Source organism: Nocardia sp. NPDC005366 (assembly GCF_040606855.1).
In the GTDB taxonomy this organism is placed as follows: Bacteria; Actinomycetota; Actinomycetes; order Mycobacteriales; family Mycobacteriaceae; genus Nocardia.
In genome coordinates, this window is sequence record NZ_JBEXFQ010000072.1 from 1 (window position 1) to 11,309 (window position 11,309).

The 11,309-nt window shown below is 63.4% G+C and carries 15 protein-coding genes; 10 read left to right on the plus strand and 5 right to left on the minus strand.

Going from position 1 to position 11,309, the window contains the following annotated elements; all coding sequences use genetic code 11:
* Together ABZS43_RS35975 and ABZS43_RS35980 are read left to right on the plus strand one after the other, a co-directional pair.
* Window positions 1–507 (plus strand): hypothetical protein (locus ABZS43_RS35975; RefSeq protein WP_355040480.1); only part of this gene is annotated, 507 nt, incomplete at its 5' end.
* Window positions 504–1,193 (plus strand): hypothetical protein, encoded by a 690-nt coding sequence (locus ABZS43_RS35980; protein WP_355040481.1) that lies wholly within the window; start codon window positions 504–506, stop codon window positions 1,191–1,193. The genes ABZS43_RS35975 and ABZS43_RS35980, both read left to right, overlap by 4 nt.
* Window positions 1,194–1,488: 295 nt before the next feature.
* Here the strand turns inward: ABZS43_RS35980 and ABZS43_RS35985 are convergent, their stop codons facing one another.
* Window positions 1,489–2,097 carry a hypothetical protein gene (locus ABZS43_RS35985; protein ID WP_355040482.1) on the minus strand — a complete coding sequence of 203 codons (609 nt, stop codon included), beginning with the start codon at window positions 2,095–2,097 and terminating at the stop codon, window positions 1,489–1,491.
* A gap of 218 nt (window positions 2,098–2,315) precedes the next feature.
* Between ABZS43_RS35985 and ABZS43_RS35990 the strand changes: the two genes are divergently transcribed.
* Window positions 2,316–2,444: a hypothetical protein gene (locus tag ABZS43_RS35990; protein WP_355040483.1), complete on the plus strand. Its 129-nt coding sequence runs from the start codon at window positions 2,316–2,318 to the stop codon at window positions 2,442–2,444.
* Here the strand turns inward: ABZS43_RS35990 and ABZS43_RS35995 are convergent.
* Complete coding sequence (locus ABZS43_RS35995; RefSeq protein ID WP_355040484.1) at window positions 2,441–3,502, minus strand: pentapeptide repeat-containing protein; 1,062 nt, start codon at window positions 3,500–3,502, stop codon at window positions 2,441–2,443. The two genes, ABZS43_RS35990 and ABZS43_RS35995, sit on opposite strands and share 4 nt — an antisense overlap.
* Before the next feature lie 132 nt (window positions 3,503–3,634).
* Here ABZS43_RS35995 and ABZS43_RS36000 point away from each other — a divergent pair, with 132 nt between their 5' ends.
* Both ABZS43_RS36000 and ABZS43_RS36005 read left to right on the plus strand, forming a co-directional pair.
* Window positions 3,635–4,186, plus strand: coding sequence for a hypothetical protein (locus ABZS43_RS36000; RefSeq protein WP_355040485.1), 552 nt, complete (start codon window positions 3,635–3,637; stop codon window positions 4,184–4,186).
* Window positions 4,187–4,262: 76 nt separating this feature from the next.
* Complete coding sequence (locus ABZS43_RS36005) at window positions 4,263–4,622, plus strand: hypothetical protein (RefSeq protein ID WP_355040486.1); 360 nt, start codon at window positions 4,263–4,265, stop codon at window positions 4,620–4,622.
* A 248-nt stretch (window positions 4,623–4,870) separates the two neighbouring features.
* Here ABZS43_RS36005 and ABZS43_RS36010 read toward each other — a convergent pair whose 3' ends face one another.
* Entirely contained in the window at window positions 4,871–5,170 is a 300-nt protein-coding gene (locus ABZS43_RS36010) for a hypothetical protein (protein WP_355040487.1), read from the minus strand.
* Window positions 5,171–5,531: 361 nt separating this feature from the next.
* On the opposite strand from ABZS43_RS36010, the gene ABZS43_RS36015 reads away from it, so the two are divergent.
* Window positions 5,532–6,488, plus strand: coding sequence for a hypothetical protein (locus ABZS43_RS36015; RefSeq protein ID WP_355040488.1), 957 nt, complete (start codon window positions 5,532–5,534; stop codon window positions 6,486–6,488).
* 129 nt (window positions 6,489–6,617) lie between these two features.
* Here ABZS43_RS36015 and ABZS43_RS36020 read toward each other — a convergent pair whose 3' ends face one another.
* Together ABZS43_RS36020 and ABZS43_RS36025 are read right to left on the minus strand one after the other, a co-directional pair.
* Window positions 6,618–7,166 (minus strand): flavoprotein, encoded by a 549-nt coding sequence (locus tag ABZS43_RS36020; protein WP_355040489.1) that lies wholly within the window; start codon window positions 7,164–7,166, stop codon window positions 6,618–6,620.
* Between the two features lie 390 nt (window positions 7,167–7,556).
* Entirely contained in the window at window positions 7,557–8,906 is a 1,350-nt protein-coding gene (locus ABZS43_RS36025) for a hypothetical protein (RefSeq protein ID WP_355040490.1), read from the minus strand.
* Between the two features lie 448 nt (window positions 8,907–9,354).
* On the opposite strand from ABZS43_RS36025, the gene ABZS43_RS36030 reads away from it, so the two are divergent.
* From ABZS43_RS36030 to ABZS43_RS36045, 4 genes are all read left to right on the plus strand, one after another.
* Window positions 9,355–9,513 (plus strand): hypothetical protein, encoded by a 159-nt coding sequence (locus tag ABZS43_RS36030; RefSeq protein WP_355040491.1) that lies wholly within the window; start codon window positions 9,355–9,357, stop codon window positions 9,511–9,513.
* A gap of 151 nt (window positions 9,514–9,664) precedes the next feature.
* Complete coding sequence (locus ABZS43_RS36035) at window positions 9,665–10,144, plus strand: hypothetical protein (RefSeq protein WP_355040492.1); 480 nt, start codon at window positions 9,665–9,667, stop codon at window positions 10,142–10,144.
* Window positions 10,145–10,147: 3 nt separating this feature from the next.
* Entirely contained in the window at window positions 10,148–10,618 is a 471-nt protein-coding gene (locus ABZS43_RS36040; RefSeq protein ID WP_355040493.1) for a DUF4254 domain-containing protein, read from the plus strand.
* Entirely contained in the window at window positions 10,618–11,058 is a 441-nt protein-coding gene (locus tag ABZS43_RS36045) for a DUF4254 domain-containing protein (protein WP_355040494.1), read from the plus strand. The genes ABZS43_RS36040 and ABZS43_RS36045 overlap by 1 nt, the downstream gene beginning before the upstream one ends.
* Window positions 11,059–11,309 lie beyond the last annotated feature (251 nt).

Sequence of the window (11,309 nt, forward strand, 5' to 3'; positions counted from 1 at the left end):
GCCGCGTCCCGACCCGCTAGCACCGGGCCGGGCCGCGGCGCTTTCACCGACATCTCTACGGGAGACAACACGATGAGCGATCCCTGCATCGTGGGCAGACTCGGAGGCGACACCGCCACCGGGGTCTATGTCCACACCGACGGAGCACCACAGCAGATGCTCGAACGACTGGGGCTGATCATGGCCCGAGACGGCGTCCGCGCCGCGCTCGACACCCTCACTGGCTGCCACTACGGGTTCAGTTACTTGTGGCCGGAGTTCGACGAGGGCGACTCCGAGACCAACCTGAGCCTGCCCCGGCACACGGGGCGGGTGCTCGAAGGCTACGGATTCACTTACACCATCGGGCCGCGCATGAACACCTACACCTTGGCCGACGCGCGTAGCAATCCGTTGATCAACTGGGCGTACTTCATCGACCCAGCAGGCGGTGACATCCATTGGTACGAAACCCGCCCCGGTGCCCCCGAAGCGGCGCACGTGGTGACGGTCTGGGGCAGGTCATGACCAGCGTGGAGGAGCCGTTGCCCGAGGGCACATGGCGACGTGACCGCCTGAGCAACGGGTGGCGGTACTGGACGACGGTGTCGCGTCGCTACAGCGAACCCGACCGATTCCGTCCCCGACTACTCACCGCGATCACCGGCATGCGCTGGTATCCGCCCAATCCGGCGGTGTTGCCGATGTGGTCGGGTCTCGGGCTGGTGGAACTGCTCAACTCCGGACAGTTCCACGGCATCGGCGGGCTCGGCGTCAGCGAAACACCGTTGGAGTTCCCCGAGGACGCCTACATGGACGCCTACCTCGAACGCGGGGTCGAGCCGATCTGGGCGACCTACAGCCTGCTCGGTATCAAACAGATATGGCGTGACGGCTGGCGGATGTCGTATTTCCTCGACCGGGGAGTAGACATCGGCGGTGTCGGGTTCGATGTCATCACCGAACAGCACCCGCCCGGTGTCAGCATGTACTGCCTACTCGACCGACACGACGAATGCACCGGCGGATACCGGACGCAGAGCTGGATGCTCAGCCAACAGGTCTCCTGCCGGTGCGACTGTGGATGCGTGGATCGGTCACAGGGGCGCACCTCCGATGATCGAGTTGACCAGCTCGACCACGAAAGTCAGGACTTCGAGCCAGATAGGCAGGGTGACACCGTAACTCATGAACGACCTCCAGAATCGGAGTAGCGGAAGGCGGTACATACGACGAAACCCCCGGCGTCCTTGGACAATCCGGGGGTCTCTCGGCGACGCCAGCAATGGCAAGGGGATGTAGGCACACTACTGGCGCGACACCGACGCTAGCTGTCCACAAACCACTTGTGCAAGAGCGTCTTTCGAGCGAGATCACAGCACAGAATCGGGTGTTTCGCGCCGGTCGTAGTCGAACGAGGTTCAGAGATAGACCGACGCGGGGAATCCCGGGTGATCCGAGCTCGCCGCCGTGGGTCTTCGCCCAGGCGGTGCCGTGTCGGTTGTTCGGTCAGCAGCGAGGCTCGTACAGGCCGCCGCAGTAGTACTTGTAGATGTTGGGCTCGTCGGACGCGGGCAAGGAATTACCGATGGCCCCGCCGATCCCGGCGCCGATGAGACCTCCCGCGATCATTCCCACTGGAATCGTGATGATGGCGAGCACGCCCATGCCGATCAGGCCGAACAGGCCCAGGAAGCTCCCCAGTACGAATCCGATGGTACCGCCGATGCCTGCCCCGACCTCGGTGTTGATCTGACGCTGGGAGAGCCATTGGCCGATGGGCTTGGCGGTCAGGTGGGTGCCGGTCGGGTCGACGGTGGCGGAGAGTTCGACCGTGCTGTCGGAAGTGTTGGTCCGGAAGGGGATTTCGCCGATACGCGCACCGGTGGCGTCGGAGACGGTGTAGCCGGTGTCGGTCGCGGTGAATCGTCCGCCGTCCAGATTGACCGTGACCTCCTTCAGATCGGAGGACTGAGAAATGGCGAAGGCCACACCGTGGTCGGTGCCCCGAAGAGCGAACGGTCGCTCCTGCGGTGCCGCGGGCACATCGGCGTGGGCGAATCCACTGGCGGTCACCGTGACTGCGGCAGTCATAGCGGTGGCCACCGCGAACTTCATGAGGTGCATGTGTGTGAGGTCTCTTTCTGACGCGAAGGGGCTCGCGTCGGCATGCAATTGCACAATCCCCCGGTGCGGAAGGCGAACCCGACCGCACCGGAACGGCGTCGGGTTGGTTCACGATGTGGTGAACCGGCTGACGATACACGTCAGCGTCTTGTAGCCGTGATCGGAGCACTGCCGCCCGCGACGCTGAGGGCGAAGACCCTGCCCGCGTCGTGCAGATCCCCGCGCAGGTGGTTACCCGCCTGTACCTGAACAGCACGCCCGGCGAGCAGGAAGCCACAGAAGCGATCCTCGGCCGCGGCTTCATGGCCGAGCTGGTCGACCAATTCCGGATGGGTTAAGTCGGAGGATCGGGGGCCGTGAACCCTACGGGCCATACTGTTGCTGAGTCGTGAACTGCTCGGCGCAGTTCCGCGTCGCTCAGGTCCGCGTTGTGTAGGTCCGTGCCGCTCAGTTTCGCGTCGCTCAGGTCCGCGTTGCTCAGTTTCGCGCCGGTCAGGTTCGCGCCGATTAGGTTCGCGCCGCTCAGGTCCGCGTTGCTCAGGCTCGCGCCGTTCAGTCTCGCTCTGAACAGGTTTGCGCCGTTCAGTTTCGCGTAGTCCAGGTTCGCGCCGTTCAGTTCCGCGCCAAAAAGGTTCGCGCCGTTCAGTTTTGCGGCGAAGAGGTCCGCGCGATTCAGTTCCGCGCCAAAAAGGTCCGTGTCGTTCAGTTTCGCGTTGCCCAGTTTCGCGCCGTTCAGTTTTGCGGCACCCAATTTGATGTCGGTGAGGACGAGATTGGCGAGGTCGCAGTCTGATAGCGACACACTGTGGAGGCTGATAGAGGCAAGCATCCAAGACTTCGGATCAGCGCTCGATCGGAGACGACGTTCGCTGAGGATGCGCACGATGGTCTGCCTGATCTCGCGTTCGGCGAGGTCCGGCTTCTCCAGGTCGTCGCTCTCGGGAAACGGAACGCGCAAATACCACTGGAGCAGGTTGATGCATACCTGCCGTTCGTCGTCCTCGCCGAACGTGTGCCAGTCGTCGGCGAGCGCCGTCAGGGCATAGACGCCTGCTTGCCGGATGGCGGCGGATTCGTTGGCGATCTGGGTAGCGATCGAGGTATACCGGTCGCGCAAGGCCGACTCCCGCTCGTGCCGTGAGTCGATCTTGTGATGGGCTTCCGCCTGTTCCCGGCTGCGTTGACCGGTCAGATACGCCAGAGTGCCCGCAGCGAGTACACCAGTCCCGCCGATGATCGTCGCGAGTGGCTGACCGAACGATGTCGGAACCCCGGAAACGACTGCGGCACTGAACCCTGCCGTCATGGCACCGGCCACGGTGACCGCGATGCCGGGCCAGAACCATCGGCCGCGCCTCGGGACCAGTTCGCCGTTTGTCTTCTCCCCTTCAGACATGGGGGTGACGGTACAGCGTAGGCGATCTCGGCGTTACCGCGATGTAGTTCGGTCCCGGGCTGGTCAGCGTGGTGAGGGTTGACTCGCCGAAACGAGCGACCGATCTCGTCTACCTCTGGCAGGATGGTGGCTGTGATCGCATGCCTGGCGCAGCAGCCCGCGCCAGTCGGGGAAGTCTGGAAGTGGACTGACCTAGGCCCGTTTGCTATTGGCTGCGCAACACTCCTTGCCTCGTTCGTCGCAGGTTGGTTTCTCATACGGAGCAACCGGAAGTCGCCGTACGATCGCCTGGAGCAGCTGTCGAAGGCGCGTGCGGAGTGGCCTGAGGACGTACCGGGGCGGGAATCTCTGGACCACTCAATCGCGTACGCAATGTCCCAGATTCGATATCTGGAAGCCAATCGGGTGCATGTGGGCCTGACCCGGGCAGATCTGGAAGCGGATAGCGAAGTTGCGGTGGCGCTCCGTAAAGACGGCGTAGCTTCGATCACCGTCAGCAGCGTTTGCCTCGCCGTCGTAGCGGGATATTTCGTGTTCTTCAAGGATGGAACTGACCTTGGCGGACGTTCTGTCGAGAATTGGAAAGACGTGGTCTTTTGGGCCATCATCATTGTGGCCGTTGGTAGCTTGGTAGGCATGTTCGTCACGGGTGCATGGCAGTTGATGCGTTCTTACCGCCGATAACGTTCAACTGGCGGTTCGTATCGGCGGTCAGGGGCTGAAGGGCATCGGGTCGAGGCCGATGTCCTAGGCTTCGCCGGTGCCCCATATCTCGTTGTCCAACCCGTTCCCTGACAAGATCATGAAGGTCTGGGTCGAGCCGTGGGGTGAGGACTTCTGGATGCGGCATGACGACGCGCTCACCGTCGAGTTCGAGGACGCCGACTTCACCGAGAACATAATCCGCGAGGGCCAGGTCTTCGATGTTCACTGGCTCGAAGACGGCATGGTCGTCTGGGTAGCGGCCCTGGAGTTCACTGTGCGCGACCAGTCGGGCGCCGAACTCCGATGCGGTCACCAACGTCCCGAGGACATTGACCAGGCTGGGAAAACCCGCGCGGCCGCCGCGAAGAGCGCCGCTCAGCAGGCCGACGCCGCGCGGGACGCAGCGCGCGAATAGGGGAGCCTGCGCGGGTTGCGCCCTGCGGATCCGTTTCGGCCCGCCTTCTCCACCCGTGAACGAGAGCTGGTGTCCGATGTTCGGGTTCGATTCCCGAACACTTCACCACACTGGCACCCGGCGGCGGATGTGACTCGCAGCGGTAGATGGCGATGTTTTCGCACCATCAGGTGGCGCTGGTGAGAGCGAACGCACCGTGAGCGTGCACCCGGCCATCTGATCGCACGGGCGAGCGATATCGGCTGCGATCAAGAGGGCTGGATCGCGATCGCGATCCAGCCGACGCGGATTTGCCCCGGGGAGACCTTCCGAAGCCGCAGCCCCACGTTGTCGCCCGGCCACCCGGTGGGCTCGCCGACTCCCCGCCAGCAGAGAAATTCCACGCGCGCAACGGTTGCGGTGACCGTGCCGCCCTCGCCCGAGATCTCGATGACATCGCCGCCGCAGACCGTACCCTGTTCGACGCGACCGCCGATGACGATGCACCGGTTGACCTCGAAGACATCCTCGACCGGCATCCGGAAGGGCACCTTCGGCTCCTCCCTCATGACGAGCAAATCCGAGAATGTGTGCGCACAAGAATCCTCTTCTCTGGAAACCTCAGGTTCCCGCAGTATCGACGGAAGGCGTATTTCTGGTACGCGATGCCCCTCCGATGTACCGCTGCCGAGCGAAGCGCGGCCAGCCACGGTCGACGCTGGTTAGGTTCGCGCGGAACCTTCAGATCCGCCCAAAAATTCGGCGAGTTCTACCGGTACCTTGAACTACACCCCGAGGTGGATCGAAACGATCGTTCACGAGACACCACTCAAGGCGCAGATCAGCCCCTCCCCCGGAAGAGTGATCGGCGAGGCCTCGGCCCACGTACCCCGATTACCGTGGGCGTGGCAGTCGGGTGAGGATGACCATGTGCCCGATGACTGGACCGAGATCCTCGAAATGATGCCCCACTTTCTCGAACCCGACACCACAGATGACGGCGACATCATCTACGAGTTCGCCTTCTACCAGTTGCAGGATCCCGAAACCGGCTACTTCGTCAACTTCACTTCCGAAGACAAAGGTCTGGCGATCACGGTTCCCGTTCCGCGTGACCCGATAGTCACCGAGCGAACACTGGCCATCCTGCACGCCCAGCCGGAAAACCTGAGGTGGATCCAACCACGTCGGGACTGGCCCGAGGCCGCAGCCGAATGGCAGACCGGATGGCGCTACTTCCGAGGCGACCCGGCCATCGCCGCGTCGGTAGTGGCCGTCATGCGCGACGGACTGGGCATGACCCCGACCCGGCTGACCTGCCGCGCATGGAACGACCGCGGCCCAACCGATTCCCACACTCACCTGGTGCCTCATGACCGGCCGACCGGCCGCGGCCTGCCCGCACAATCCACCGACTGGAACGAATTCGCACAACGACTCGACTGGGTCCTGCACACTATGCCGCGCTACTCGACAGTGGTGCTCAACGAACGCGGCCCTGAAGGCGGTTGGGAGGATGGGTGTTTCGTCCAGTTCGCGCTGGACGGGTACACGTTGATCTCCGAAGCCCGTCACCTGGACCGCGCTGGACTCGGCACGACAGAATTCCGACGCCGGATGACCGAACTCGGCTGGGAACACGACGATCCCGACATATCCGCCCCCCCGAACTGGACCGGCCCCCGAGCGCGATCGGGCTACAAACCCCACCTCCTTGACGCTCCACGCCGCGGGGCCGATACCTTCCGAACCGTGTTCGGCCTCGACACTCCTCAGGAACTGGAAGTGGCGGCCGGCTGCCACTATCCCGAAGTCGACATGTCCTACGTCGCCACAGAGCTCGGCATCGCCCGATACGTGCCCGACCCCGCCCACTACGCGAGCTGACCCGACCGCGACCAACATTCACTTATCGGAGGTCGCGGTTCGCGCCTCGCCCAGTGTTCTGCGAAGCTCAGGGACTCGATATCTCGCCGGGCCCGCGCCGTTGCGCGCACGATTGCAACCACCGACGCATCAGCGGCGGGGATGTGCGAGAAGCGCCCTCCAGGCATCGCCCCAGGGAAGCAGTTGCACGAACTCCTCACCGGTCGCGGATTCTCGTTGCTCGTTCGGTGAGTTGGTCAGAACTGTGACACCCCATTTGCCGAGTTTGCTGATGGCGTCCTGTATCGCGGGAAAGCTGAGCTGCGCCGGGTTCGAGTACGGCACCGCTACCACCGGGAGACCCTTGCCGACCGCTTCGACCAACAGCCCGAGTGGCAACGTGTCCGATATCCCCGCTGCCCACTTCGCCACCGAATTGCACGTGACCGGTGCGGCGATCATCGCATCAGCGGGGGGAAGCAAGTCGGGTGTACCGGGCTCTTTGTACTGACTGCGTACCGGGTGTCCGGTCTTCGCCTCCAGTGCTTCGACATCGATGAATTTGCGTCCATCCGGTGAAGCGACAACGCACACGACCCATCCAGCGGATTGTGCGATGTCCACGAGCTTGCCGACGTCCCGAGCGGCAGGTGAACCGGTCACTATGGCGTACAGGACAGGACTGGTGTCGTCGCTCATCGCACCATCCTGACAGGACCAGCCCCTGCGACGACGATCACGGGCATGCGGTCAGACAGTGACGCCGACCCATCGCGCGAACGCGCCGAGACTGTCGGTACGACGACGCTCGGCTGATGCGATTCCGATCAACGTCTCGCGTACCGAGGGATGGCGTCGAGTCTGCTGTGGAGCAGATTTCCGCGCCAGATTCAACGCCTTCAACGCGTTGACCGTCTCCCCTATCAACAGCCAGGCCCGTGCGGTGTCCTGCCAGTGATGACCCACCCGGGTCGGAGACGTATCGGTTGGGATGTCGAGAGCGCTCCCGATCCGAGCAGCCCTGCCCGGGTCACCCGCCTCGAGTTCTATGGCAATGGAGTGCATCTGTCCGGTCAGGCCCGCCCCGTCCTAGATAACTTGCAGCGCCTCTATACGTGCATCCAGGGTGCGCGCGGCTTTAGAACCGGGTGCTCGGACGTGGACGAGTGTTCGTGCTCTCTGCAACTGGCCGGATATCCGAGCAGACCCGATGGCGGCCTCCGCTTCGACACCCGCAATGATTGCGTTGAGCCCCGAATCGAGATCCCCGGCATCGATATAGACAGTGCCAAGCAGAATGTGCGACGCCGCGCGGTCACGAACCGCATGTAGCCTCAGCGATTCCTGCGCGGCTTCGATGGCAGCGGTGACGTCACCGATCTGATGTAGCGCCTTGGCACGCATCCGAGCGATATGGCCCGCCGTACAGAAATACGCCAATGATTCCGCGGGTGTGCGGGGCGTTGACACATCAAATGCCTCCGCCCGAGCGAGCGCCCGCCGCGTATCACCCTCATGACCGGCCTTGGCTTGGGCGAGAGCAGTTATCCCAGCCGTATGTGCGCGCAGCAGTGGATCACCGGAACGATTCGCACGCGTTTCGGCAGCTGTCGCTTGATCGGCTGCGACAGCAGGTTTGCCGATTTCCTCGGTCATAGCCGACCACTCGGCCAAGGCCATCGCCCCAGCAGAATCATCGCCGACCTCATCGGCGGCGTCACGCGCAGCCTCGAAATGCTTCTCTGCCAAGTTCACGCGCCCCAAGTCGAATAGTTGCCATCCGGCAGATGTGGAGACTTTGCTCCGCAACGACTTGAGTCGACGCTCCAGGGGGTCCTGCGGGCCCGAAGTTAGGAGTGCCTCCGTGATGTCAACCTGAGTCAATGTGGTGCGGATCGCCGCCTGTGGGCCCAGTAGGTCGTCTTGAAGCCGTGCTTGGTTCAACATCGCCTCGATGTTGTTGAGGACCGCTGAATCGGCTCGACGTGGGGTCGCAACGGCTCTGATCGTGCGTTCGACTTCATCAGTGTTGAGCGCCGCGGTGATCGCGGGCGCAGCCGCCGTGATGACGGCGATGGCTTTCATGAGCTCTCGGCGATGCACTTCGTCAACCTCCTCGCCACCCTCGTTCCAGCGTAAGGCAGCTTCAGCGCCTGTACCAGTTTGCGAAGGTTTCGCTCTGGACGCACGCGGGTTGTAGAGACCGAGATCCGCCGCCGGAACGCCGAAGGTCTGCTCCAACGCTCGGCGATATCCTTCGGTCGGCCAACGGGTCACGCCACGCAACAGTCGCCGGATGGCCTCTTCATCGTAGGCGCCGGGTTTGCCGGTCAACAGCTCATACGCCGTGTTGACCTTGTCGACCACGTCGCTGCGCTTCCAGCCCTGACGCGCAATCAGCGTTTCAAGCCGGAGATTTCGCCGTCCAGCCGATCCCATCTCGTGCCTTTCCTCACATCTTCCCGAATGTCGGGGTTCGTGGCACCCCGCAACTTGTGCGCGAAGTTACGGGGCGAAGTTGCCCTCCCCGGCTCCACTCTGTCCGTTCAGGCTCAAGTATGCGCGCCGGATCGCGAATCCTGGCCGCTGAAGCCGCAATTCAAATATTCGCAACATGAATGGGGGTCAGTGCCGTGTCAGATTTCGAGTCCGTACGGCCCACCGCCTGTGCAAGAGATCGCGCGTCGAGTTCGCTCGACCGCGTGGACAGGTTTGGGTCTGAGCATGATCGGGGCGGTAGTTAATGCCGAATCGCTTCGACGACAAAGCAATCTTGGACATCGGCAGATCTGGCAACCACGCCCGCAGTGTCGGCGATAGCAAGTGGGTCGTCAGCTTTTTGCCTGGTAGAACCCTGTCGGAGGATCAAGCACGGGCAGCGTTGCGAGTGGCTGCGGAGTTGGATGTGCTGCGCGATTACGCGGCTCTGCTCGGGTTGACAGTGCTCGAACTGGTCGGTCTGGCGACGATGGACAACGGTGGGGCGCGGTTGTGGTCGTGTGGTGATACCGCACAGTCCATCGACCGGTTGGGGCAGGCCCAGTGACCGCCGAGCAGGTCGTGGTGTCGACGACAGCGATCGTCGCGTTCAGTGCGGGTGCTGCGCGTGGCCATGAGGCTGCGGTCATCGAGTTGGCCGAGCTGTATAGCTACTTGGGCGCGGCGTCGCTGCCCGTGGCCGGAGTTCGGGTGGGGGCATGGTGATGTTCGAGAGTTGTCACACCGCGTCCGAGGTCGCCTATGTCTATCGCCGGATGGGTATCCCGGTCTCGGTCACCTTGGACCGGGTCGCGGTGATCGCCGATCCGACCGTGGGCGCGGTGGCGATGCCTGCCCGGTTGGGCAGGCTGGTCTACCCGGTCCTGCTTGAGGATTCCCGGTGTGAGTCGGTGCCGATCTTGACTCACGCACGTTCCCGTCACGAGGAGTGGGTGTTTTTGGTGGGTCCGGCGTGGGGCGGGCAGATCGGGTACAGAACGTTGAATAGTCTGCGCGAGCGTGGGATTCGGCTGTTGGATTCCGGGCAGAGGGTGTGGTTGCCGATGAGTGATCACCCGACGGGGTGGCGGTGGATTTCCGAGCCTGTCGAGGCGAAGAAGAAGCCGTCGCGTACGAGCGTGATCGCCGCTGCACGCGATCTGGTCGGCCGGGCCGCGTTGTCCTCGGCGTGGACGTGACCGATGACCATGACACCATCCTCACCGCAACTGCGGGCGGGGCCGGACGGTGCTTTGTTGTCGGGTGAGGCGTTGTTGTCGGCGATCCGCGGGCATCATGTCGGTGATCATCCGTTGGCCGGGTTCGCGCGCGAGCTCGGCGCACTGCATCACCGACTCTTGGTCGGTTTGGATCCCGAGTGCCGTTGCCGCCGCACTGAACTCGTGCTGGCTGTGGATGTGTGGGCTGGTGATCATCTGCCGGTCCCGCACCCGTCGGCGACGGTGCATACCGAGACGTTGGGTGCGGTGATCGACCGTCTGGCCTGTACACAGGTTCGCGCCTATCACCTGTTGATGACTGTGGATGTTTGCGACCCGCGGGTGCATGCGGCTTGGTATCGGCTCGCCGAGTTGGTCGACGGTTACACCGATCTGGTCACCGAGATCGCCCGTCGCTCGCGTCGGTTGCCCGCGCTCGGGGACGGTGGCTGATGGGCGGGCCGGTACTGCCGGACAAGGACATGCTGCTGGCCGCGTGTCGTGGGTTTCCGCTGCTCGTCGAGGATCCGGTGTTGCACGCGGCGGCGGAGTTGGCGGTGTTGCATCAGCGACGCGAGCAGACCCCGCATGCCGGGCTGGTGGTGATCGATGATCATCGTGCCCGGTTGATGGGGTCGATCGATTCGTGGGTGCTGTTGGTGATGCCAGCACCGGTACCGTCCGCGCGGTTGCATACCCACACCGTCGGCCAGGTGATCGACCGCCTCGCGCAGTTGACCGCCTACACCTACACCGTCCTGGCGGGCGCGTCGCAGGAGGTGTTCACCGATGCTGCCGAGTACGTCGAGGAACTCGCGCACGGCTATACCGACTTGGTCGAGGAGCTCACCGCGGGTGTGCGGCGGCTCCCGGTGACCACGACCCAACCCTGACCCGCGCCACACCCGACCCCTTGTTCACTGCACCGATGCCGTTGCCGCACTGATGGTTCCATTTCGCTGAAGGAGATTGCTCGATGTCGACCTGTGTTCGGTCTACTGATCCGGTGGCCTCGGCCGGGGACTGCGAGCCTGCGGGGTTGGTGGTGTTCGATACCGATATCGTTCTCTACCCGCTTTCCTGTTGTGGTTCGACGAGCCGATTTCAGGAGAGTGGTGTGTTTTGAGTACAGGGTGTTGGACGG